This is a genomic window from Haloarchaeobius amylolyticus (genome assembly GCF_042678045.1).
In the GTDB taxonomy this organism is placed as follows: domain Archaea; phylum Halobacteriota; class Halobacteria; order Halobacteriales; family Natrialbaceae; genus Natrinema; species Natrinema amylolyticus_A.
This window is the reverse complement of sequence record NZ_JBHUDI010000013.1, coordinates 62552-86726: the sequence shown is the minus strand read 5'-3', so window position 1 is coordinate 86726 and position 24175 is coordinate 62552. Positions and strand designations below refer to the sequence as shown.

General features: G+C 57.8%; 21 protein-coding genes and 2 pseudogenes. 12 read left to right on the top strand and 11 right to left on the bottom strand.

Annotated features, from left to right (window positions below):
• Positions 1 to 661 (top strand): IS5 family transposase (locus ACFR99_RS20245; RefSeq protein ID WP_390291570.1); only part of this gene is annotated, 661 nt, incomplete at its 5' end.
• A 138-nt stretch (positions 662 to 799) separates the two neighbouring features.
• On the opposite strand, the gene ACFR99_RS20240 is transcribed toward ACFR99_RS20245, so the two are convergent.
• From ACFR99_RS20240 to ACFR99_RS20200, 9 genes and pseudogenes are all read right to left on the bottom strand, one after another.
• Complete coding sequence (locus ACFR99_RS20240; RefSeq protein WP_390291567.1) at positions 800 to 1234, bottom strand: cupin domain-containing protein; 435 nt, start codon at positions 1232 to 1234, stop codon at positions 800 to 802.
• A gap of 594 nt (positions 1235 to 1828) precedes the next feature.
• Positions 1829 to 2953, bottom strand: a complete 1125-nt coding sequence (locus tag ACFR99_RS20235) for an HAD family hydrolase (RefSeq protein WP_390291564.1) — start codon at positions 2951 to 2953, stop codon at positions 1829 to 1831.
• A 317-nt stretch (positions 2954 to 3270) separates the two neighbouring features.
• Positions 3271 to 4731 carry a DUF1254 domain-containing protein gene (locus ACFR99_RS20230; protein WP_390291561.1) on the bottom strand — a complete coding sequence of 487 codons (1461 nt, stop codon included), beginning with the start codon at positions 4729 to 4731 and terminating at the stop codon, positions 3271 to 3273.
• A gap of 983 nt (positions 4732 to 5714) precedes the next feature.
• A complete protein-coding gene (locus tag ACFR99_RS20225; RefSeq protein ID WP_390291558.1) occupies positions 5715 to 6848 on the bottom strand; it encodes a DUF1214 domain-containing protein in 1134 nt (377 codons plus the stop codon).
• A gap of 1226 nt (positions 6849 to 8074) precedes the next feature.
• Positions 8075 to 8905 carry an IS5 family transposase gene (locus ACFR99_RS20220; protein WP_390291594.1) on the bottom strand — a complete coding sequence of 277 codons (831 nt, stop codon included), beginning with the start codon at positions 8903 to 8905 and terminating at the stop codon, positions 8075 to 8077.
• Between the two features lie 105 nt (positions 8906 to 9010).
• Positions 9011 to 9163 (bottom strand): annotated as a pseudogene (locus ACFR99_RS20215) (formate/nitrite transporter family protein); the annotation flags it as partial.
• Positions 9164 to 10090: 927 nt separating this feature from the next.
• Complete coding sequence (locus ACFR99_RS20210) at positions 10091 to 10816, bottom strand: hypothetical protein (protein WP_390291555.1); 726 nt, start codon at positions 10814 to 10816, stop codon at positions 10091 to 10093.
• Positions 10817 to 11010: 194 nt separating this feature from the next.
• Positions 11011 to 11628: a DUF2238 domain-containing protein gene (locus ACFR99_RS20205; RefSeq protein WP_390291552.1), complete on the bottom strand. Its 618-nt coding sequence runs from the start codon at positions 11626 to 11628 to the stop codon at positions 11011 to 11013.
• Positions 11625 to 12212 (bottom strand): hypothetical protein, encoded by a 588-nt coding sequence (locus ACFR99_RS20200; protein WP_390291549.1) that lies wholly within the window; start codon positions 12210 to 12212, stop codon positions 11625 to 11627. Before ACFR99_RS20200 ends, ACFR99_RS20205 begins: the two co-directional genes overlap by 4 nt.
• Before the next feature lie 292 nt (positions 12213 to 12504).
• Between ACFR99_RS20200 and ACFR99_RS20195 the strand changes: the two genes are divergently transcribed.
• Entirely contained in the window at positions 12505 to 13596 is a 1092-nt protein-coding gene (locus ACFR99_RS20195; RefSeq protein ID WP_390291546.1) for an AI-2E family transporter, read from the top strand.
• A gap of 102 nt (positions 13597 to 13698) precedes the next feature.
• Here ACFR99_RS20195 and ACFR99_RS20190 read toward each other — a convergent pair.
• Together ACFR99_RS20190 and ACFR99_RS20185 are read right to left on the bottom strand one after the other, a co-directional pair.
• Positions 13699 to 13899 (bottom strand): annotated as a pseudogene (locus ACFR99_RS20190) (four-helix bundle copper-binding protein); the annotation flags it as partial.
• 163 nt (positions 13900 to 14062) lie between these two features.
• A complete protein-coding gene (locus ACFR99_RS20185) occupies positions 14063 to 14494 on the bottom strand; it encodes a universal stress protein (protein ID WP_390291543.1) in 432 nt (143 codons plus the stop codon).
• Between the two features lie 224 nt (positions 14495 to 14718).
• On the opposite strand from ACFR99_RS20185, the gene ACFR99_RS20180 reads away from it, so the two are divergent.
• The 10 genes from ACFR99_RS20180 to ACFR99_RS20135 all read left to right on the top strand — a co-directional run bounded on the left by ACFR99_RS20180 (position 14719) and on the right by ACFR99_RS20135 (position 24174).
• Positions 14719 to 15231, top strand: coding sequence for a hypothetical protein (locus tag ACFR99_RS20180; RefSeq protein ID WP_390291540.1), 513 nt, complete (start codon positions 14719 to 14721; stop codon positions 15229 to 15231).
• A gap of 131 nt (positions 15232 to 15362) precedes the next feature.
• The gene (locus ACFR99_RS20175; protein ID WP_390291537.1) at positions 15363 to 15923 is read left to right on the top strand and encodes a uracil-DNA glycosylase; all 561 of its coding nucleotides are present in this window, start codon (positions 15363 to 15365) and stop codon (positions 15921 to 15923) included.
• A 333-nt stretch (positions 15924 to 16256) separates the two neighbouring features.
• Positions 16257 to 17138, top strand: coding sequence for a lysyl oxidase family protein (locus tag ACFR99_RS20170; RefSeq protein ID WP_390291534.1), 882 nt, complete (start codon positions 16257 to 16259; stop codon positions 17136 to 17138).
• A gap of 393 nt (positions 17139 to 17531) precedes the next feature.
• Positions 17532 to 18404 (top strand): SDR family NAD(P)-dependent oxidoreductase, encoded by an 873-nt coding sequence (locus ACFR99_RS20165; protein WP_390291531.1) that lies wholly within the window; start codon positions 17532 to 17534, stop codon positions 18402 to 18404.
• Positions 18405 to 18494: 90 nt separating this feature from the next.
• Positions 18495 to 18998, top strand: coding sequence for a hypothetical protein (locus ACFR99_RS20160; protein ID WP_390291528.1), 504 nt, complete (start codon positions 18495 to 18497; stop codon positions 18996 to 18998).
• Complete coding sequence (locus ACFR99_RS20155; protein ID WP_390291526.1) at positions 18995 to 20509, top strand: sodium:solute symporter family transporter; 1515 nt, start codon at positions 18995 to 18997, stop codon at positions 20507 to 20509. The genes ACFR99_RS20160 and ACFR99_RS20155 overlap by 4 nt, the downstream gene beginning before the upstream one ends.
• Positions 20510 to 20838: 329 nt before the next feature.
• Complete coding sequence (locus ACFR99_RS20150) at positions 20839 to 22008, top strand: thiolase domain-containing protein (protein WP_390291523.1); 1170 nt, start codon at positions 20839 to 20841, stop codon at positions 22006 to 22008.
• Complete coding sequence (locus ACFR99_RS20145; RefSeq protein WP_390291520.1) at positions 22005 to 22400, top strand: Zn-ribbon domain-containing OB-fold protein; 396 nt, start codon at positions 22005 to 22007, stop codon at positions 22398 to 22400. The genes ACFR99_RS20150 and ACFR99_RS20145 overlap by 4 nt, the downstream gene beginning before the upstream one ends.
• Complete coding sequence (locus ACFR99_RS20140) at positions 22397 to 23419, top strand: CoA transferase subunit A (RefSeq protein ID WP_390291517.1); 1023 nt, start codon at positions 22397 to 22399, stop codon at positions 23417 to 23419. The genes ACFR99_RS20145 and ACFR99_RS20140 overlap by 4 nt, the downstream gene beginning before the upstream one ends.
• Positions 23416 to 24174 carry a CoA-transferase subunit beta gene (locus tag ACFR99_RS20135; protein ID WP_390291514.1) on the top strand — a complete coding sequence of 253 codons (759 nt, stop codon included), beginning with the start codon at positions 23416 to 23418 and terminating at the stop codon, positions 24172 to 24174. Before ACFR99_RS20140 ends, ACFR99_RS20135 begins: the two co-directional genes overlap by 4 nt.
• Position 24175 lies beyond the last annotated feature (1 nt).

The window sequence follows — 24175 nt, the reverse complement described above, 5'->3', positions numbered from 1 at the left end:
GATGCCCCGCATTCGTGACGCCCTCGATCTCGATTCGATCCCTGCACCCTCGACACTCTGCAAAGCCTTCGACCGCTTAGAGATGGCCGTCTGGCGAGTGTTACTAAACGTCTCGCTCGCGGACTTGCCGCTGAACGGTGTCACCGGCATCGATGCGTCCGGGTTTGAGCGAGCGCATGCCTCAACACACTACACGAAGCGAACGAACCTCACCATCCAGCAGTTGAAGACAACGCTATTGGTCGATACAGCGACCAACGCCGTTCTCGATATTCACGTGACGACAACGCGAAAGCACGATACGCAAATTGGGCCACAGGTAGTGAAACGGAACGCAGAGTCCATCGCAGTCTTGACTGCTGACAAGGGATATGACGACCAGAAGCTCCGGCGGCTTGCCCGTGACCACGATATTCGACCACTCATCAAGCACCGGGAGTTTACTCCACTCCACAAAGCGTGGAATACACGGCTGGACAGCGATCTCTACCATCAGCGGAATATGAACGAGACAGTCAACGCGGCGATCAAACAGAAATTCGGCGCATTCGTGCGGTCACGCCTCTGGTGGAAGCAGTTCCGGGAACTCGTCATCAAGTGCGTCGTTCACAACCTCGAACGAGGGCTCGCTATTGCATCCGAGGAGGGCGAATGTACGTAATTCGAAAGGAACGGGGTGCTGAATATAGAGGATGGATTTAGCGGTAGAATGGACGTTTAACCGATTCGGCCTGAATATCCCAAATTTGGAAAACATCTATGGTTAATCTCGAACAAAATAAGCGGAATCGAGTGTTTCTTATGTACTTTCCTCCATTTTGCTCTGAACATGGTCGATGACCTCCCCATGGTCGTGTTGGGGGCTGAATAAGACGAAGTCGGTATCTTCGTCAGCTCGAAGTGTATGTCCGGGTGGCCAGTAGAACATATCACCCCCCTCATCTACTTCTTCGCTACCGTCAGTATAGGTGACGGTCAAAGCGCCACTTACGATGTATCCCCAGTGAGGTGACTGGCAGAGATCATTTTCCAGTCCTTCGAGGAGACCTGCGATGTCGGTCCCTTTCGAGAGCGTGAAGTATTCTGCAGCCATCTTCCCTGAGTCAGATGCATCACCGAAGTCCGGTTGGTGGCGAGCCACTGCGGCCGGGCTGTCAATTCTGGCTGGGATGTCTTCTTTTGGAATTTTCATGCATTCTTCCAGAGGACGCCCACCCATGTGAATGAGTGCCATTTTCACGGAGAGGTGGTGTTATGCGTAACTGAGTGAATCCACAAAGTGGGGGTGGTGCTGGATATGCACTATCCCTTCAGCACTGGCACTTGAGTGTCCTTAGAGCCTGCAGCGCCCATAGCCGATTTTCGGGGGTCGAAATCCCCATACTGCGGTGGGGTGAGATACCGCACGAACGCAATACCGATGCTTTCGTTCGATGGCCGATGGGGTGAGTGGTGTCTCCGGAAATTTGCGTACGTCCAAACTGGTGGTGAAAGAGAAAACCAATCGCTGATGAACACAACACTCCCATATTCTGTCAGGATGTGCCTGCTGCATACAGAGGATGAGTGCAGCAAGCCCGGTGGGAGTAGATAGAAAACGAATCAACGTTCAATCGACTGGGGCCGAATCGTTGTTGTCCGTCGTCTGTCGCTGCGCTCGGTGACCGGTTGTCTCTGGCGTTCCTTCGTGGGCGCCAGTGCTACCGACACCCATCGCAAGTAATCCGGCTAGACCAGTTCCGCGAAGCGCGGTTCGGCGGGTTGTCCGCAGCGGTTCGAAGTTCGATTCTGGCGTCGTACGGTGTGTTTCGTTGCTCATGGCTCTGGCTCAGCTATCTGTTTGCTCGAAGGGGAAGACGTACTCCCAGTCGTCTTTCATACTGGTGACGACCCAGCCCTGCTCCGCTGCCACCTCGATAAATGGCTGGGCAGACTCGTCGACCGGCTCACCTGTGAGGTCTTCGTCCATACTATAGGCATACTCACGCTCGGCGTCGTCGTGATTAACCAGCAGGCACAGCCGCGGACCATCCCCTGCATCGGCCCACTCGAGCATCTGGCGATCTCCGACGTAGTTGCCGAACGCCGCGATGGGTTGTCTGCCGATGAACGTATGGATACCCATTGGTTTGCCGTCCTCATCGTCGACGAAATCGACCTCCGGAAGCTTGACCAGCACCGGCTCGCCGTCCCGGATCTCGTAGCGGGTCTTCCCGGTCGAACCGACTACCTGCTCTGGTGGAATTCCGTACGTCGGTTCGCTCATCGGCCGCATGAAATCGACGCCACCGCCGGAGACGATGAAGTTCGTGAACTCGTTCGCTCGCAGAAACGAGAGCAGCTCTAGCATCGGCTGATAGGCGAGTTCGGTGTAGCGCCGGTCGAAACGCGGATGGCGCGCCGTATTCAGCCAGTCGGTCACGATCTCTTCGAACTCGGCCGTGGTCATTCCGGCGTGCGTGGCAGCGAGCAGTTCGACCATCTCTTGCTGGCTCATCGCTGCCAGCGTCTCGAGGTCGTTTTCCAGCGCCGCCTGGTAGGGTTGTTCGTCCTCCCACTCCGGGTTCTCGGGGGCCAGCTCTTGTATTCTGTCCACTGTAAAGGCAAGCTGGGCGTACACTGGCCGCTCGACCCACAGCGTACCGTCGTTGTCGAACGTGGCGATGCGCTCAGCGGGTGGCACGAAGCCGGGGGAGTCTGGCGTGGTCACTTCCTCGACGAACGAAAGTATGGCCTGCCTGGTCTGGCCATCGTTCCAGGACGGAAGCGGCTCAGTGGTCTCGTTTCGACTCAGGTGGTCGTTCGCACTCGGATCGGTACGCTGGGCCGTGGCGCTCCCGGCGCCCAGCGCGAGCAGTCCGGCGAGACCTGCCCCGCGAAGCACGGTACGGCGTGTTGGTCGAAGCGGTTGGGGTTCCGATACTGGTGTCTCGTGTTCTGGCTCCTTGCTCATGACTCGTGGCTCTCTGAGTGGCCCACTGCAGCGGTTGGGACCGACTCGGACAACCGCACACCAGCATTTCATATAAAGCAGCGACGATACTCGAGAAGAATATCATGACGTGATGATAGTGATAGACAGCTGTCTATCTCTGGATTCTCGATCGACTATCTGTTCTTTGAGTGACCGATCATAACTATCAGTTTGTGCTGCGTTCGAGCCGTCTGTTCACCAGACGCTGACCGAACTCCCGAGCCGCTCTCAAAAACGGCGTGGTGGATGCAGAAAATGAAAGGCAGTTGTCTGGTTGGAGATGAAGGGAGACGGTATCACCCCTCCGCAGGGACGACCTCGGGCATGTCGTAGGACCCGTCGACCAGCGACCAGTGGGGGCCGTAGAACCGCGCCGCGAAGCGCATGCCCCCGTCGGGGGCTGGAAGCCAGTTCGCCGCCTGCTCGGGATCGTCCGGTTCCTCATTCTGAACGTAGATAACGAGTTCGTTACCGTCGGTGTGCAACAGATCTTCTTCGAGCATGTAGCTGTTGATACTGTAGCGGTCGAGTTCGTTCTCGACGAAGTAGCCCTGCGCGTCGTAGATCGGGATCTCCCAGAACTCGGTGACCGGCGGGAGGTTATCGAGGTCGAACGTGATGGTGTACTGTGTCGACCCGTCCAGTTGCTCGCCGTTCGCGTCGGTGAATTTGAACCCAGCGACGTGAGACGCGGGCGAGTCGGGGCCCGCGAAGCCGAAGTCGGCCATGGCGGCCCGGGTCAACCAGTCGGTTCTGAAGTCCCCCGTGTTCTGAAGGACGTTCCAGCCGTTCATATCGACCATGACGTCGCCGTTGGCCTCCACCGCGGCGGCTCTGACGCGCTCGAACCCGCTTTCGAACCCGCTGGTCAGCGCCTCCTGTACGTCGGTCTCGAGGGCCGACCACTCGAACGCCAGTCCCGGGCCGATTCCGACCTGCTCCAGCCGCTCGAGCATCGCAGCCTCCTTGCGGGAGTCGTCGATGAGCGGCATGCTCGGGTCGTTCAGAACGAGGCCGAGGAGGGTGAAGAAGTCCGCTGCGGTCTGATTTTCGACCTGCTGTGCTGTGAGCTCCGCCATTCGCGGAACTGTCTCGTAGTCGCCGGGGACGACTGACTGCTCTGCCCGTGGCACGCCCGAACGGTCGTTTTCGAGCCACTCGCTGAGCGGGGTGATGGTCGTCTGGTCCTGCAGGTCGTTGACGTGCGCGATTTCGGATTCGTCCGTGGGATCGCGCAATGCGTACCGGACGAGGGTGAATAGGGTCTTTGTCCCTGCTTGGACGACATCGGTCGCGGCGAAGTCGCCCGGGATATCGCCCTCGTAGTCGTCCGGCAGAATCAGGTACGACCGCGCGTCGGTGCCGTTGAACTGATTCCCAGCGTACAGAGGGAAGATTCCGTACTGGTTCATCAACTGCAGCGAGAAGTAGCGGTCGGTGACCTCGGGCATCTCGATGACGATGGGACCGTCCTGCAGGTCGAGGAAGCCCATTCCGTACAGGGTGGTGTTGTTCGCAGTGACGATAGCCGTGAAGTCGGCCGTTATCGGTTGGCCATCATTAGGATAGTGCAACCGATTGATGCCTACAAAGACGTCGCTATCTTCCTTCTGCGTGTAGTTGAAGCGCGTTACGTAGTAGATGACCTGCTGGAGTCCGTAGTAGTAGGCGTCTTCTGCGATCGATGCTACACTGGCATCCGTGTCGTTGTCCTGGCTCGCTTCGGACTCTCGATCGGCGGCGACTGTCCGAGTCACTGTCGGTCCACCAAGTGTGAGTCCGCCTGCGATGATTCCCCCTCTCTGGAGGGCCTCGCGGCGTGTCAGCGTCCGGGTGCTGAACTGGTGCACTCCATCAGCTGTCTTGTCTGAATGCTGGATTCTCTGGTGAGTATTCGCCCCGCTCAGCACGGTCCGGCGCGTGGCTCGCAGCGATTCGGACTCCAATACTGGTGTCGTGTAGTGCGGTTCTTTGCTCATGGGTATGGCTCATGCCTCTCTGAGTGGCCTACAGGAGTTGTGACCGACTCACACGCTTGCACACCAGCGTTCCATATAATACAGCAATGAGACCCGAGAATAATTTCATGACACGATGATAGTGGTAGATGGATAAACATCTCTGAGTTCTCGATTGTCTATCTGTACGTATAGTGGGCGATCACGGACCGTAGTTCGTGCTGCATTCGCGCTATGGATTCAGCAGCGGCTGAGTATTCTACCTGACTACTGTCAGGAACTGCGTGCGAGATACAGAGGATAAATTCAGCAGATCGGTAACGATAAGATACAGCGTTAACGGTAGGTCTCGGGCCAATAATAATAACCTGTGACCTTGTTACTGCATTCTATGGTCAAATGTGCTCGATGCGGCCGTGATGTAGATGACGTTCAAAACATCACGCCAGATGTTATCACGAAAGAACTAATAGACACAATCGATCACGGCGAAGAAGACCTTGCCGGGGAGAATGATCTGAAAGTTTGCGTCGAGTGTATGGATGAACTGAATGGAGACTGAAAACGAAGCGATTTGCGTTACTGACGATTTCAGCACGATCTGGATTACAAGATTCGCGCCTTGTATCTTGCAGAGGTGTAGCGACCTATCGATTCTCTGTTGGAAGAGGCGTGCGAAATACAGAGGATGAGTGCAGCACGACCCTCAGTACGAAGCGGAAGACGAGCGACGATCAAGTCACGCCGACTCAGTCGTCAGAACATCTATGTTCGTGTCCTTGTCACTCGACCGGTTCAGCCTCGGGGAATTGATAGCTCCCGTTGAGAATCTCTTCGCGCGGCTCGTAGAGTCGGACTGTATAGCTCCACCCTTCAGGCGTGTAGAGGAAGTTCGGTTGATCGGGGTCACCGCCGAAGTGGATGGTGACGTCGCCGTCGTCGTCTCGCTCTGCGGTCACGTTGTTAATCGCGTACGCGTCGTACTTGTTTTCCTCGAGATACCAGTCGCTGTTGTAGACGGTGACAGACCAGTATCCGTCGACGGGTACGTCGTCGACGGTGAGCGTATGTGGCGTGTCACCGTCGTTCTGCTCGGGCGTTCGCCAGAGGACGAACTCGTCCGTCCCCGGACTTCCGCCCCAGGCGATCGCGGTGCCGAGGAGGTGCTTGACGGGATCGACCTCGTCGGCTTCGCCCCACACGCCCCGGGAGTCGCTCATCGTCACCCCGACTGTGATGAGTGCCTCCCGGATTTGCTCGAGCGATTCCTGATCCCAGTTAGGTATCTCGAACGTTCCAGTGGATCGTTGGCTCGCCGTGATCTCGTCTTGGATGGCGTGAACGGCCTCGATGTCGTCCGGATCGTTTGGATCGAATAACGTGCGGACCAGGACCAACCCGTACCGCGTTCCGACCGCGTCCTCTGTCAACGTGAACTCGCCGGCGGTCGTGGACGCCCCTTTCACGTAATGATCTTGATCGATGACGATCAGCAACTGGTAGCGGTCGCCGGTGTCCGGTTGGGTAACGGTGACCGGTTCGGTCAGGTCGAAGATGCCGACCGAGTAGAGCGTGTCTCGGTTCATCTGGATGACGTTCTGCTGGTCGATGGGGACCAGCTCTCGGAGGTGGTAGAACTCCCCGAAGCCGCCCAGTTCGGCATAGCCTTGGAAATACGTGTCGGACTCCGCGCGCGTGTAGTTTTCCCATGTTACCGGGACCGACTCGTCATCTTCAGACGTCTCGCTCGGGGCTCGGTTGGCGTTCACCCCCGAGAAGCCCTTTCGGGCACTGGTGCTGCTTGCGCCCATCGCGAGTATTCCAGCGAGGCCCGCCCCGCGAAGCGCGGTTCGACGTGTTGTTCGCATCGGTTCGGATTCTGGTTCCGCCGTCGTGTGGTTCGTCTCTTTGCTCATGGCTCGTGCCTCTCCGAGTGGCCCACAGCAGCGGTTGGGACCGACTCATACTCTTGCACACCTACGCCCGCTATAATACAGCAGCCATACTCGAGAATAAATTCACGACATGATGGTAGTAGATTGAGGATAATCCTTGAATTCCCAAAATACTGTCTGCACCTGTAGTGAACGATCACGGACCCCGCTGTTTAATCCTCAGTTCGTGTTGCATTCGCGCCTTGTATCTTGCAGAGGTGTAGCGACCTATCGATTCTCTGTTGGAAGAGGCGTGCGAGATACAGAGAATGGGTTCAGCACGACGACTTCGTTTGATTCACGCCGAAACCAGTGAATCACCTGTTCACTACACGTGCTTATTGACCGCTGGGTGGTGGTTGGAAAGCAAGGAGATGGTCAGTTGCTATCGGTTGTCTCAAGCGATGAATTGCAGTGCTTACATCGCTCTCGGTCTAGTTCGTTCGGTGCACCGCATTTAGAACAATTCGTCCGAGCCGGTGGTTCGTCAGTGTCGTTCCACGACAAAATCACCATTATCATCAGGATGAGAAATACGAACAAGAACAAACCCAGTGGGCCGAATGAGAGGAGAAAGATAGCAACGAAGAAAATAGGGAAGCCAACGAGTACGTACACCAAAATAGTCGAGAGCCGATCCATAGTTTATTTTCTAAACTGTGGGGCAAAACCTTTATGATTGACAGATTGCGGGTGACTGCTTACTTATTCACCTGTACTGAACCATTCCACTTTCGCAGATCGAGCCGAATCTCGTACCACATTTGCGCCTTGTATCTTGCAGAGGTGTAGCGACCTATCGATTCTCTGTTGGAAGAGGTGTGCGAGATACAGAGGATATACCGATCGCTAAGATCAGTCACTCTGTGAGCTAGTCTTTATTAGACTGCTGGGGGCTTTATGGGCGCTGTTTGCTAACATAGAACTATGTCTCTTCGGGAGGTTTTGGGGCCGGACTCGCTTGATCAAATTGTCTACGTTATTCTGTTTTGGGCTATAATCGTGTTCGCTTCCGCTTACATCCTTGACGACCAAATTGTACGGTTAGAATCCATCATCGGAACGGGGATTATCCTTGCTTGGATTATATGGGGTATTAATTATCGTCTCCAGCAGATACAACAGGAACGATACAAGAAGAAGAGATAAGGGGTATCTATGCTGTATTCGCGCGATGGGGCTTGTTTAGACGCGTGAGATCAATGGTGTCAGAACTTCACGGCTTGCTCGATGTTTCTGACGGCAGCCTTTAGGACGAGTTCTCTGAACTGACCAAACCACGTTCTGGCCCGCAACGTCTCGCCGAACCGATGCTTCAGCGCGAAGAAGATCGCTTCGACGATCGAGCGGCGGTGATAGACGTTCTCGTTGTGGCGAGCGTTGTGCGCTTTGTCAAGTGCGTAGAACTCTCGATGTTTGATCACCGGGCGGATGCCAGCATCCCTGAGTTCGTGCCGTAGCGCGTCCCAGTCGTAGCTTTTGTCAGCAGTGATCGTGTTTAGCTGTGCCAGATTTCTCGTCAGTACCTGTCGTCCAACTTGTGTATCGTGCGGCTGTTTCATCGAGCAATGGATATCGAGGATGACGCTGGTATCGCAATCGACGAGCGCTGTCGTCTTGATATCGTCAAAGTTGTAGCCGACGCGGAGGACATAGTGGCGGCTGGCTTGATGGCGTTTAAAGCCAGTCGCGTCGATCGCCTGAACGTCGCCGAGGTCGTGCAGTGAGACAGACAGCCGCAGTAACACTCGCCAGATACGCATTGTGAGATCTTGTTTCCGCGTACAGACGGTAGTGAAATCCGGTAGCTGATCCACAGAAAGTCCAAGTTTAGCGGCGATTCCGGGCATCTCGTACAAGATATCGAGTAATCGGCGGTAGGGCTGGTTCAGATACTCTCTGAGGCAGTGGATCGAGACAATCACCCAGTCAGCGTAGCCGCCGTCACCCTTCTTGATCGCCGGCGCTGGCTTGCCGATGACAGCGTTTTGGGACAAATCGACGCATCGGTCGGTGAAGCGGGCGAGTTGAGACGGCATACTCGCCACTTCCTCGCTCAACGCCACATAATCTCGGTCGAGGCGTCAACTGAGCGGCGTCTAAACACGGCCTGCGCGATGTATTCAGCACGACCGCTGAAATCTATCATCGACTGAGGGTTTCAACAAGGCCAAGACGATGGTGAATCCCGCAATGAAGCTGGTTGCTATGAGCTCGAGCAGCGACTGGTCGAGCCGTCGTTCACCTTCTTCGACTGCCCGGTCGAATATCTCTACGGGGTCTGGGGCTATGGGCACGTCGTAGTTGTAATGTTATAGATGTATAATCTGTCTCCCTGAGCACTCAATGGCCATTAGGTGCCGGATGAGAAGAGACATCTATGTGCTCTATTGATTTTCTATCTAAAGTAGCAAAATAATAATCAACAAGATAACTACTGGTTTGGTTCTCAATTCGTCAGGAGCCACTGAAATTAGCTGGAGACTCGAGGACTGCAGCTACGAACTTAGTCACCTGGATCGGGGGCCGATGGCTGGTCGTCCGCCGGTTCTGGCTGTAACTGGCGGACGAGATTCAAATGCATGAGGTGAAGGTGCATCCCAATTCCATACAGGATGGTACCTAGTCCGACGAACGTGAGTGGCATGAGTATCGCTTCGATCGCCTGTGACGGGCTGTCGAGGTTTGCAGGAAGAACGACACCAACGGCTAAGAGAAATGCACTGAGAATGATTACCAACCCTATACGTACTGCCCGGGAGTACGTTCCAATCCTTTGGAGCCGTTTTTCGATCTCCTCTCGAGAAGGTGGTGCTGTCTCACGGGCCATAACTTACGACTCGCTCGTTCTACACATCGTTCTCGGTGCAAGTTCGGCTATGGTCATCTGAATTGGTTACTGTTATTACCCACCATTCTACCATCTTCGGACGTAAAATGAGGGTCAGAATTGGCAACCCGACGCACGGAACACATGACAAGCAAGTGTCTCGGTTGCCAGCCACGGATTCGCCTACTGATCACAGCAATCGTTTCTCTCCGACACTGACTATTAATTCATACCACACATAATGTATAAAAAACATCAAATGGGCCGGAACGAGTGGCAGACATATGCTACGTGACCGTGAGTCAATCGGAAATCCAATTTTTGCTCTCATCAAGTTATTGGATAATCTACGCTCAAGAATTATATTCAATAGGGCAGCAGAGTACCGAACTCACTATCGGAGAGATTCATCGTCGATAGTGAGTGTTTCTTCGTCAACAGCATTAAACTCGGCAGCTACGAGATTACCAGCGGGATCAAAAATCTCTGACTCGTCACGCATTACGTAGAGCTGTCCCGGTTCTGTTTCTTCGCCCTCTTGCGGGAAGAAGAGAAACCGGTTGTTCGTGCCGAAGTACTCGGCATGGACGGTATTGTAATCAGTGAACAGGCCGCTTTGCTCGATATCCTGTGGAACCCAGCCTTGCGGCCCTGAAGTGATCTCGAACGGAGCACTTGAAAAGAAGTTATCGGAACGGACAGCGGCTTCGCCACCGTCGTCGTCCAGAATCTCGAAGTCCTCTTTGATCTCGAGTTCGAAGGGGAGGTCCTCTCCGGTGAGCGGTCTGTACTGAGTACGCACGAGATCGGGTATTGTTAACTCGTCTTCGGTCGGCGACGATAATCGGTCGTCGAATACGTACTCCTCCCCCTCTTCGATCTGTGCACCCTGTGGCACGAAGAGATACCCCTCTTCGGTCGTGTTGAAGTGTTCGATGACTCGCACACTGTAATTCCGCAGGATGTCTGGGTTGTCTACGACAGGGGCATCCTGCAGTGCTGGCGAGACGACCCGGAAGACGGCGCCCGAGAAGTACATCTCGCCAGTCGTGATCGCCTCTCGAAACTGTCCGTCGCCGTTTTCAGTCGTTGTCTCCTGTGCTATTGCGTTTCCGGTCACCCCGAGCCCTAGCGCGGCCGCAGTGATCGACCCCGCCTTTACGAACCATCGTCGCGATTTCCGGCCAGATTGGGCATTCATGCTGAACCACTGTCCCTCTCGGACGGTCAGTCATTCATTCCCTCTTCGGATAGACCTCATGCTGGCTTTTGCAGCCGTTAGCAGCGCCATCGATCGACCATCTTTAGAGGGGTCTAGTTCTCGGGCTTGGAACGGAGTCGTCGCCGAAAGAATCCGACGAGTTCACTCACGTAGCCAGTTCCCCAAATTGCGACGATCACCGCGCCGACTGCGTTGAACACGAAGTCGGTAACAATGTCGTCGATTCCATAGACCGTAACTACCACGCCGCCGAGGGCAAATTCCAGTACCTCCCAGAAGACACCGATCGCAAGGACGAAGACGACGATGAACACGGATCGAAACGTCGATGAGACGTTCATTTCGTCGGAGTGGAGTTCGAACGCCCGAAAGGCTGCATACCCCAGTCCTGCGATGACCGACGCCGAGACGGTGTGTGCGATCTCGTCGTACCATTGGTACACATCGTAGAACCAGAGCGATCCCATCGTGTGAAGGATCACGGCGGTGGTGATCCAGAGGACAAGCCCGGCGTCCATCGAATACCCGTACTCCCGGCGCAACCACGCCGGCAGGAGTGTTATCCCGAGGGCGAACCCCGCCGTTCCGGTGATTCCGAACTGAAACGTCGCTCCCCCGTATCCGAGGAGCGCGACGAGCACGAGTTGCAGGCCTCGAACGATACGGCGCTCCTGGGCGTCCGTCAGCCCCAGTGCCTCACCGAGCGTCATGATGAGTCCCCTCCGGTCGTGGCTCGAGCGACGGCACCCGCCGGCTCGAATCGGCCGGCGTACCACTCGAAGAGCGCGCCGAGTACGAGCCCTACGACGGTGACGATGACGAAATCCCACTGGAGTTCGGTCTGCGAGCGCAGGTACTCGGTCCCGAGCCACTGATCCGAGTAGAACTGCGCGACGGTCCAGAGCGCCTGGAGCGACATCGTCGTCAGCACCGCGAAGCCGATAGCGAACCGCCGACTTAGTTCGACCGATGCGAACGTCTCGAGCTCGACGACGACGATGAGCGCGACCGTCGCAACGGCGAGATACACCACGGTCTCGGACGGAAATTCGGCCACACCGGTAACGACGGAGAGCGTAGCGACTGCCAAGAGCGGCCAGGAAACCATCGCCGTCCAATCGCCAGTGATCAGCGCTGGTACTGATACCGTAGCGACGATGACTAGCTCGAATCCGCCCCAGAGTAGAACACCTGTAAGAACGCTCTCGAGGGCACCCAGCGCCACAGTGCTCGTCAGCAACCATCCGATGACAGCGTTCATTCGCTCGTCACGGACGAGGTTCTCGAGCGCCACAGCGTATCCACTCGGTTTGGGGACACTAAAACCCGCAGCCAAATTTGTAACGATCAATGAAAATGAAAGTGCGTAGTAAATGAACTGACGGGTGTCATCTGGACCCTATCGTCAACGGACATGGCTGGTGGCGACAGTGATGAGTCGATTCGTATTGCTGACGGGAGTCAGTTCCTGGATCATCTCGAATGGTCGAGGTTAGTTTTGATTGGTATCGGCGTCAGAAACGAACCTGAGACTGTCTTCTCTTTCAAGACCGGCATTCTTCCGGTTCGTGCCCGTCTAATTGACCATGGCCGTTTTCGACGGATGGGACGGCAAGCGTCTCCTCTGGGTTGGAGTCGGATTGGTGATCGCGGCACTGATCGGTATCGCCCTCTTCAGATACGTGGGGACGGTACTCTTCGCGATATTCGTCTACTACGCGACGCGTCCACTGTATCGCCAACTCGACCGCGTCATCGACCACCCGAACGTGACGGCGACGGTCACGATACTGTTCGTCGTCATCCCTATGGCGGCCGTCGTCGCCTACGCGGGCGTCGTCGCACTCCGCGAACTGGATCAGTTTCTCGCCTCGAGCGACCTCGAGGCGTATCGATCGCTCCTCCAGCCGTATTTGCGATTGGCCAGGGAGGGCAACATCGATAGACTCCGGGACGCGTTCACGGCCGGCACTGGTGGCTCCATCGGGGGCGTTGTTCGCCAGGGCGTGACGGGAACTCTGGGACGTCTGCAGTCGATCGCCGGATTCGTCTTCTCGATTCTCGCTCGATTCTTCCTCATGCTCACGGTTCTCTTCTATCTCCTGCGTGACGACCAGAAGTTACGACAGTGGTTCTACGAGAGCATCGACCACGACGACGAGATCGTTTCGTACGTCGAGTCGGTCGATGACGACCTCGAAACGATCTTTCTCAGTAATCTTGCGGTCATTGCGGTCGCCGCCGTGACTGCCGCCGCAACGTACACCGGTCTCAATTATCTCGCATCGGGAGGGACCGTCGTTGCGACGCCGGTGTTGCTCTCGCTGCTCATTGGGATCGGAACGCTAGTCCCTGCCGTCGGGATGAAACTAGTCTACGTCCCGTATGGACTGGGTTTATTCGGACTCGCAGTGACGACGCCGACGCCGCTCTGGCACCCGATCGCGTTCTTCGTCCTCACGTTCGTCGTCGTCGATACGATTCCCGATTTCTTCGCACGATCGTACCTCTCCGCACGAAGCGGCGTCCACATGGGGTTGGTTCTCCTCGGGTACTTCCTCGGAACCCTCGCCTTCGGCTGGTACGGACTCTTCCTCGGCCCGATCGTCGTCGTCTTCGCGGTCCATTTCGCGCATATGATATTCCCCTCCCTCGGTAGCGATCTCCTCGGAGAATAACGGCGGCTGGCGCACGCGCGGACGACAACTCACACGAGCGTCACGGAGCTATCGGCGTCGACTCGAGCTATTGGGTGGGAAGTGACGTCGACATCCGCCTCATTAGGCAGACATCATGTTTCGACAGGAGTCCGCACACTCCCGGAGCACGTCGGCACAGACCTGACAGTGCTCCTCGTCGTGTCGATCGCACTCCTCAGCGCACTCCTCACACGCGCCGGCACAGGCCTGGGCGAGTTCCGTGCTGTAATTCGAGTTGCGTGCCATAAACCGGGCGTGCATCGTCGTCAAGTCGGCGACGTCGCTTCGGCGTTTGGAGCGAAGTCAAGATCGACTTCCTCATCAATCGTGTTGACGAGGAAATTAAGGAGTTGGTCCTCGTGAATTGAATTGTCTGCTTGCTGGGTACTAGACACACTCCATGCAAGTAGACTTTTCAACTAACCAGCTTCGTGAAGTACTGACTCTAGTTCTCAGGACGAACGATCGTTACTGACACGGGTGACCGTTCTGCCACGGTTTCAGCAACACTGCCTAACAGCATCCGACCGACGCCCGTTCGTCCGCGACTGCCGATAACGATATGATCGGCACCGAGGTCGTCGACCGCCCCGAGAATCGCTCGCGATGGTGATCCGTGTGCGAGTTGGGTTTCGACCGAAACACCGTGCTCGGCTGCGAGATCTTCGTACTCTTCGAGTAATTCTTTCGCGTCCTCTTCTCGTTGCTCCATGAACGAATCGTCCCAGACGGCTTCCTCCGTGACCGAGTACGCGTCGAACGGATCGATGACGTGTAAGACAACGATGTCTGTGTCTTCGAACTCGGTTGCTGCAGTGATCAGCGCTCGTCGGGAGTGGTCCGATCCGTCGACTGGGACGAGTATTTTTTCAGCCATTGCAGTTCGTACGACGAACTACCAGATAAATGTGATGTGGTACCAACGCACTTGTCGACATATCAGCTCGAACACTTTCACTCATACGGTCTGCTATCACTGTTTACCGGCGCACCCGCAGGACGGGTCGCGGGTGCGCCGTCACTGACTGAGAGGAGTCCGTCTCAGAGGGCCGGTCACACCCGGTGAGAGACCTATCTTCCTGCACGACGTACGGAGATCGAATGGTCAACGCCTTCTGGCTCGATCGTGACCTCGAGCGAACCGCGGCGTGGCTCGTCGACCGCCACGTCACCAGTAGCGTCTTCGAGTGTTCGATGGTGCTGACGACGGCAGTACAACTGAACGGCCATCCGGAGTCCGACGCGCTGTACTTTACCCATTCGGATCATCCGCTGACCCGCTGGGCGGCGCGGTCGATCGACAACTGGCGATACCTGCGTGATTACACCGAGACAGCCCACGAGGAGTGGCGCTACCGGTGGGACCACGAGCCGACGGAGCGCCACGGCTCGTGGGCGACCGTTCGCTCGCTGGACGACGCGACCGTCCGCGACCTCGAGTGGCCGGCAGCGGGTCGCGAGGATCCGCCACAGCTCACGGGGGAGTGGACGGCCGACGATTACGTCGACGCCTACCGGTACTACTACGCCAACGACAAACGGCACCTGTTCAGGTGGTCGAAGGACCGGTCGATGCCATCCTGGATTCCCGAGTACACGGTCGATGTGGATTGAAGATGTGACTGCGAGTCTCACCTGCGCTCGGATGGGTGTCGAGCTTACCGCCGACGCGGCGGTCGAGACACCCGACTCCCGAGCATATGCAGCGCAAAGGCGTTTTCTCGGCGCGGATATAGCACCCAGGTATGACCGACCGGAGCGCGACCGACTGGGAGTTCGACGCCGAGTTCGCGGACGTGCTCGCGGCGGTGCCGGACGACCGGTTCGACCGCGAGCGGTTCGTCCCCGGCGCCGGACCGCTCGCCGCGGACGTGATGCTCGTCGGCGAGGCCCCGGGGAAACAGGAAGTGAAGCAGGGCGAGCCGTTCGTCGGCCAGGCTGGCAAGCAGTTGGACCGAGCGCTCGAGGCGATCGGCCTCGATCGGGCGGAGCTGTACATCACCAACCTCGTCAAGGTGCGGCCGCCCGAGAACCGCGATCCGTACGTCGCCGAGATCGAGGCCTGGTGGCCGGTGCTGGAGGCCGAAATCGAGCGCGTCGACCCGACCGTCCTCGTCCCCCTGGGAAGTTTCGCGACGGACGAACTCCTCGAGACCGACGAGACGATCACCGAGCTACACGGCCAGCAGTTCGAGCGCCAGGGACGGATCGTCGTCCCGGCGTTTCACCCGGCGGCGGCGCTGTACGACCGCAGCAAGGTCGACGCGGTCGAGTCGGATCTGCGGACGGCCCTCGAGCTATCGTAACAACTGAAACGGTTCACACACTGATCGCACAGCCGCCGTACGATCGGGTGTGCAGTGACGTTCAGTGGCTACTATACCATTAGTTGAAGGCTACTTGTTCGTTCGGAGGCGCTCTGAGAGACGGACGAGCATTGCTCCGAGAACAACGACAACTCCAGTTAGTGCGACCAGCGACGTCGTTTCCTATCATAAATACATACTAAACGAAAGCGAGAAGGAGGTGTTCACCAGTTACCAATGGTTTAGGACTGGCCTATTATTTCACTTCTTTATTAGTGGGTATTTTACTATATTTCTTCTCGCTGAGATCCGGGTATAGTCTGGCGGGACAGTATGGAAATAAAATGGATAACAGGTAGGAAGCGTGCGGTGGCACTGGTGGGAGTTTTCTTCATCGTAGTGGCGGGGGTCGGTATGATCACACTCGGGGGCGTTGCGGTTGACGACCCGTTCACAGTGAGCGACAGGGGCACGGATCCCTCCACAACCTCCGGAAACGAAGGCACCGCGGACGAGGAGGCCACCCCGTCGGACGAAGAGAACTCGTCGACACCGCCACCTACGACAGCTGAGTCCGACCCTGACCCCTCGGACGACCAAGTCGAGGACAGGCAAGGGGTTAACTTCGTTCCAGGCGTCAGGAATTTCAATATTTCAACAGAAGTATTTGATGAGTCCAGCCCTGACGTTGAAGACGGCTTTGTAACCCCAGGCGAACATAGGCTCCTCCGATTTGATATGATCATCTACAATGTCGGAGACGCGGATGCCGAATTGGGCCGTCCCGAGAACCGCCCGGATCTGTTCGAGTATTCGGAGTCCCATGGTCACCCGCATTTAAAAGGTTTCAATAACTATATCCTGCTTGATGAATCGGGCGAGAGGACGGGCGCGGTAAGAAAACAGACATTCTGTCTTCGGGATCTGTACCAAATCCGTTCAACTGCCAGTAATAGTTCTCAGTTCGATTGTGAGTATCAGGGGATCAGTGCCGGGTGGGCTGACGAGTATGACGCGTCTCTGCCCGGTCAATATATTGTTATTGACGATCTCCCTGATGGAGAGTACACGCTGCAAGCCACGACGAACGCCGCAGGCACGGTCGAAGAAACGTGCGAGAGCGATAACACCGTTCGGGTCGACCTTAGTATAAACAATGATACAGTTACGACCCATACTCCACAAAGCCATTACGAGAGACCGTCTGCTTGCTGAGAGATTTGTGTCTCTCTTAGGATTTCAATAGACAAAATCGGTAGAATCCCGTCTGAGACGAGAGCGCTGTTTCCCGTTTTGGAACTCTCTGGGGCGAGTGGGGGTAGTCGTTGTTGAAGTGATATGCGGTAGTACTGTAACTCCGATTTCGTTGACGAAGGTCACGGTCCCCCTAACAAGGACACGCACGACGTGAGGATCGAAGTGGCGTCCATCGTCAGTAGTGAACATCCGTACGTCGGCGGTGTCAGTCGACTTACCGACTGCCTCGTCCTGACCATGGCGAGCCTGTCCAGGCACCTCCACAAGCCGATGATCAAAACCGCGAGCAGGCAGCAGTGATTACATATCAACCTTCCGTTTGAACCAGATACCGTCCGTTTCTCCAGTCGCATGAGCGGGGAAGCCGACACTCACAACAGTATTGAACCACCTGAGATCACTGCCGACTCGATCCATCATATCGACGATCCACGGTTTACGACGGAGAACGTGGCGATCGTGACCGGCGCGGCTTCGGGGATCGGCCGTGCGACGGCGCTCGTCTTGGCGGCAAACGGCTTGACGACGGTTGCGACCGACGTCGACGAGGACGGGCTCCACGAGACAGCCGAGAAAGCGAACGACCTTTCGGTTGCGGGTGACCTCGAGACGGTCGCCTGCGATCTGACTGACGACGCCGAGCTCGAGGCGCTCGTTGAAACGGCTGCCGATGCGGGACAGCTTCGGTACGTCGCGAATATCGCTGGCATACAGCATATTTCTCCGATCACGTCGTTCCCGATGGAGAAGTTCGACTTGCTCTATCGGGTGATGCTCCGTGCGCCGATGTATCTCACGAAACTGGCGCTCCCACACATCCGAGAGGCCGAGGACGGCATCGGCGCGATCGCCAACATGGCGTCCGTCCACGGCCACTACGTGACTCGTGATAAGGTCGCTTACAATACGATGAAATTCGGCCTTCGAGGGCTCACCAAGTCGACTGCGGCCGAGGGTAACGGAGATATCCGTGCGTTCACGGTCAGTACGGGCTACGTCAAGACACCGCTCGTATTGAATCAGATCGCGGATACGGCTGCAGAGCGCGGTATTTCCGAGCGAGCGGTCGTCGAAGACGTGATGCTTGGACAGGCACGCGCTTCCGAGATGATGGAGCCGGTCGAGGCCGGCAACCTGTTCGCCTTCGGACTCTCACGTCACGGCAAACACCTCAACGGCGACGACCTGCTGTGGGATGGCGGCTTCGTGAACACGTACGAGTGATGTATACATGGAACATACAATTTGGACCCGGCGGCGCAAATTGGAACACGAAAATCAGAGCCGTGAGTCAACCGTCGAGAGGGAAGCGACATGTTAGACGGCGAGATAGACGTCGACGGAATGACCACGAAGTTGATGCTCGCAAGCGGCGTTCTGTGGACTGCGGTGCTCGGACTCGGTCTGGCCGGCCACTGGTTCGTCGCCTTGCTCGTCTCGGTGTTCCTCTTCCATCCGTGGTTCGTCATCGGCGCGAGTTCCAACGGGACGATTTCGACGAAGTTGCTCGTCTATCCCCTCGGAATCTGGACTGGACTCCAGTTGTCGGCGTTCGTCCTGGCCGAGTACTACTCGAACGCGTTCGCAGGCGGTTCCCCGGAGTTTCTGATTACCGGAATGCATCCGTCCTTCGCCGCCGTCTACTGGCTCTACTGGATCGGCGGGTTCATGACGGTCACCCTCGCCTACGGGATTTACTTCCGGAAACACTTCCTGCCGGACGGGGAGTGGGACCGGTTCCTCGAGGAAGTCGAGCAGGTGAACGCACAGAGCGAGACACGCGAAGCCGACGAGCCTGTGGAGGTGCGTAGTCGATGATCGATGTGCTCGTTCCCGGCTTCGTCGCGCTGTTTATCCTCTCGGTGTTCGCTGTCGGCCTCTATAGCAAGCGCCTCGTCGACTCCTCCGACGAGTTTTATGGTGCGACGAAGATGTTCGGTGCGGCGGTCATTACCCTGGCGAGTATGTCCGGGATCATGAGTGCCTTCGGATTCATTGGCGGTCCAGGGCTCGTATACCAGATGGGCACGTCCTCGCTGTGGATGACCTTCGCCAGTGGCCTCGGGTTTGCGATGGCCTACTGGATCGTCGGCAAGCGCGTCCGCGGGATGGCCGACGTCGCCGACATTGGTACGCTCGGGGACATCGCCGACGAACGGTTCGACAGTGGCGTGATCCGGGGGATACTCGCATTGATTCTCTTTATTGCGTGCTGGGCCTACCTCGCCTCGCAGGTCGCCGGCGGCGGCTACGTTCTCTCGGTGATCCTCGGGATCTCGATTGAGACCGCCGTCTGGCTCGTGTTCGGGCTGATCATCGTCTACGTTGCCGTCGGTGGGATGGCGTCGGCCCAGCTCGCAGGGGCGTACACGGGTGCAGTGATGCTAATAGGCGTCGTCGGCGTCGTCGTCGGTTTCTTCCAGATTGCTGGCGGGATGGAGAACACGACCATGACCGTCGTCGAGGCCGGTGAACTCTCCGGTGAAGACGTGACAAAGGCCTTTACTCCCCAGATGCTCGACGGCTGGGGGCTCGCTGAAGGCTCCGCACCAGGCCTGTTGTTGATCTGGCCGATCGTCTTCAGTATCGGCGTCATGGGCCAGCCCCAGGTCCTCCAGCGGATGTTCTCGATCGACGACCCGAAGGGGCTGCGAACCGTCGGCCTCGTCAGCGGCGTCACCTATGCCGTGGGGAGCATCCTCTGGTTGCTCATCGGCTTCGTTGCGCTCTATTTGGTCGCCTCCGGAAGTGTCGAGCCGCTTGCAGACCCTGACATGGCTGCCTTCGAGTTCGTCGAGCGATTGCACATCGTCCTGCAGATGATCATCTACGCGGGGCTGGTCGCCGCGATCATGTCCACCGCCGCGTTCTTCCTGTCGGTCGCTTCCGGTGCGATCGCCCGGGACTTCGTGCGAGCGATGGGCTGGGAGGTCTCCGAACGGCGGGAAACGTGGCTTGGACGGACCGCAGTCCTCGTCGTCGGCGTCGGCTCGGTAATCTTCGGACTGTACGGCGGTCACCTCGTTGCGATCCTCGGCACCTTCGGCTGGGGGACGTTTGTCAGTGGGACGATCCCTGCTGTGGTCGTCGGTCTGCTCTGGAAAGATGCAAGCCGAGAAGGCGTCACTGCTGGACTCGCCGCTGCACTCCTGCTCAACGTCACGCTGCTGGCTGCGACACAGCTCGGGTACGCGTTCCCGATCGGGATGGACTTTTACTTCATCGCGATCTCCGTTTCGATCGCCGTGACGATCTTCGTCTCGTATCTGACCGACGGGGCCAGCGGCGAGAACGTCCCAGATCACGTCAAACCAATCTTCAAACTCTAACGGAGGTGAGAGATATGGAACTCTGGCTCGTTGGCTTCGTCGCGATGATGGTGATCAACCTGATCGTCCTCTTCCTAAAAATCTAGACGGTTCTCCGCTGATCGCCCTCCCTGCAACCGCTGTGGACTGTTTTTGAAGCGACTGTACGGCTATGTGTCTGAGTGTCATTTTCCGCTGTCTCAGACAAGGGTTGCAACCGGCAGTATGCTGCATTCTGGATATCCCGTTTCCCAGCAACTTCGCCTCGAGTCTTCGCTGTGGCCCCGGTTTCGGGGTTGGTATACATATCAACCCGCCGGTTTTCGACAATAGCGGCCCTTTCTCCGGTAATGGCAGAGATACTGATAGCTGGTGTCGGTGCGACCGACTTCGGCGACCATACCGGGCGAACCGGCCGGGAACTATTCGCCGAGGCTCGCTCGAGCGCACTCGAGAAAAGCGCCGTCCCACGTTCGGACGTCGATGCCCTCTACTACGGCAACTACATGGGAGAGACCGCCGAGAGACAGAGCCACCAGGCCCCGCTGATGGCTTCCGGGATCGGAACGACCGGTCTCGAGGCGACACGCGTCGAGAACGCGTGTGCTTCCGGTGGCTACGCCGTCGCCGACGGCGTCCGAGCGATCGAGAGCGGTGCGGCCGACGTCGTCCTCGTCGGCGGGCTCGAGCGGATGACGACTCTCGAGACCGCAGAGACGACCGCGACACTCGCCCGGGCCGCAGACGACCTTCACGAGGGGCATCCCGGCCTGACCTTCCCAGGCGCGTATGCGTTGCTCGCGGATGCCTACATGGAGCGCTTCGGCGGGTCACGCGAAGACCTCGCCCACATCGCTGTCAAAAATCACGCAAACGCGGCGACCAACCCGAAAGCCCAATTCCAGAGCGAAATCGACGTTACGGACGTCCTCGAGGCACCACCGGTCGCGGATCCGCTCGGCTTACTCGACGCCTGTCCGATCACTGACGGAGCCGCTGCAGCCGTCCTCGTCTCGGGAGAGTACGCGACTGAGCACGATCTCGAGCCCACAGTCGCCATCACGGGATCGGGCCGGGGAACCGAGACGCTGTCTCTACAGGAACGTGGCGAGTTGGCGCGGACGAGAGCAGCTGAATCGGCTGCCCAGGCTGCCTACGACCGGGCCGAGGTGACCGCCGCCGACGTTGACGTCGCCGAAGTTCACGACTGTTTTACCATCGCCGAAGTCCTCGCACTCGAGGCACTTGGCTTCTACGAGCCCGGGGAGGCGATCTCTGCAGCTCGAGACGGCGAGACGACCCGCGATGGAGCGCTCCCGGTCAATCTCTCGGGGGGATTGAAAGCGAAAGGCCATCCCGTTGGTGCGACAGGTGTCGGTCAACTCGTCGAGCTAACCAAACTGCTCGAAGGGACCCATCCGAACGCCGATGCAGTCCCTGATGCGGAAGTTGGTGTGACCCACAATGCAGGTGGAACGGTAGCAACTGCCGCTGTCCACGTATTGGAGGTAGCGAAATGAACGGTGAAATAACTCGTGAGACAGGCTACGACGCCTGGCTCGACGCACTCGAGGCCGACGAAGGCTACTACCTCCGTGGCGATAGTCGGGCGACCGTCCCACCAGCCGTGATAGGTGAAGACGACGAGCTCGAGCGTGAGACACTCCCTGAAACCGGGATGGTCGAATCGAAGACCGTCATCCGCGCCCCACATCCTGACTTTGAGGAGGATGCCCCCTACGCGATCGCAATCGTCGAATTCGGCCCTGTAACGCTGACGGGACAGGTCACTGGAATCGATCCGGAGGCCGTCGAAACCGGTCTCGAGGTCGAGGCGACGGCGCTCGAAGCGGAGACGAGCGGCAAGCGGTTCGTCGCGTTCCGTCCCGCGGGCGAGGTGAGCGATCGATGAACGTCATCGACGAGGGCAACGGCGAGCTCGTCGGTTGGGAACACCCCGACGATGTCAGAAAGTGGAATCGTGAAAAGCGCTCGCGTGCGTTCGAGGACAAACGCATGGCAGCGAGCGAGGCAGTCGAACAGTTCGTCGACGACGGTGACCTCCTCGCCAGCGGCGGCTTCGGTCACGTCCGGATCTCGACGCCGATCCTCCACGAGATCGTCAGGCAGGACATCGAGGAGCTGACGCTCTCGGGGAAGACCACTGTCTTCGACGCTGATCTGCTGATCGCAGCAGGTGCAGTCTCGAAAGTCGAGGCTGCCTACTGTTTCGCCCACGAAACCCGTGGACTCGCCCCGGCAGGCCGCCGGCGAGTCGAAGAAGGCGACGTCGAGGTCGTCGCCGAGGCAAGCAACGCAACTCTTCAGTGGCGATTTCTCGCTGCGAAGATGGGCGTTCCGTTCGTTCCAGCTCGGATCCTCGCAGGAACGGAGACCTTCGAAAAGAGTGCAGCGAAGATCGTTGAGGACCCTTGGACCCGCGAGCCGATCACGCTCGTTCCCGCCTGCTATCCCGACGTCGCCTGCATTCACGTCTCGAAAGCCGACAAGTACGGTAATGCAGTCATCGACGGCATCAGCGTCGAAGACCCGGAACTTGCAGGTGCTGCCAAACGGCTGATCGTCACCGCCGAAGAGATCGCCGACAGCGACGAACTCAGGGCGCGGCCGAAAGACGTCGAGATTCCCTACTTCCTCGTCGATGCGGTCGTCGAAGCGCCCTACGGGAGCCACCCTGGTGAGATGCCCTACAAGTACTATTTCGACGAGGATCACCTCGAGGAGTGGATGGAACTCACGACGACCGAAGAGGGCCTCGAAGAGTACCTCGAGCGTTACGTCACTGGTACTGCGGACTTCGAGGAGTACCTCGAGGCCGTCGGCGGCGAGGAGCGACTCGCCGATCTCGAGGCGATCGAGAACTACGAGCGCCCGGATGCGGGCGGCCCCAAAGGGGGTGAACAGGCATGAGTGAGGAGTACACGTCGACGGAACTGCTGACGACCGTCGCTGCGAGCCTCATCGAAGACGAGAGTACGATCATTGTCGGGACGGGGATGCCGATGCTTGCGGCAATGCTCGCTCAGCGAACGCACGCACCCGATGCGACCATGATCTACGAGGCCGGCGGTATCGGTCCCGACGCACCCGAACTGCCGATCTCGGTCGGCGACGAGCGGACCTTCCACAGAGGCGTAAAAGCCGCCGGGATGCACGATGTCATGTCCTACATGAGCGCCGGCTTCGTCGACTACGGCTTTCTCGGGGCTGCACAGCTCGACCGCCGGGGCAACCTCAACTCGACGGTCATCGGCGACTGGGAGCGCCCGACCGTCCGGTTCCCGGGCAGCGGTGGCGCAAATGACATCGGGTCGCTCGCCAACGAAACGATCGTCACGATGCGCCAAGACGAGACGAGTTTCGTCGAGGAGCTCGACTTCCTGACTACACCGGGCTACCTCGACGGTCCAGGTGCACGCAAAGACGCTGGGCTTCCTGCCGAGACCGGGCCGAGTCACGTGATCACCCAGTATGGCGTCTACGGCTTCGACGACGACCGCGAGCTGACACTCGAGTTCTTACATCCAGGCGTCGAAGAGGCGACGGTAAACGAGGAAAGCGGCTTTCGGATTCACGTTGGGACGTACGATCGGAGTCCGGAGCCGACCGCAGAACAGTTACGACTCTTGCGCGAAGAGATCGATCCACGAGGCATCATCCGCTGAA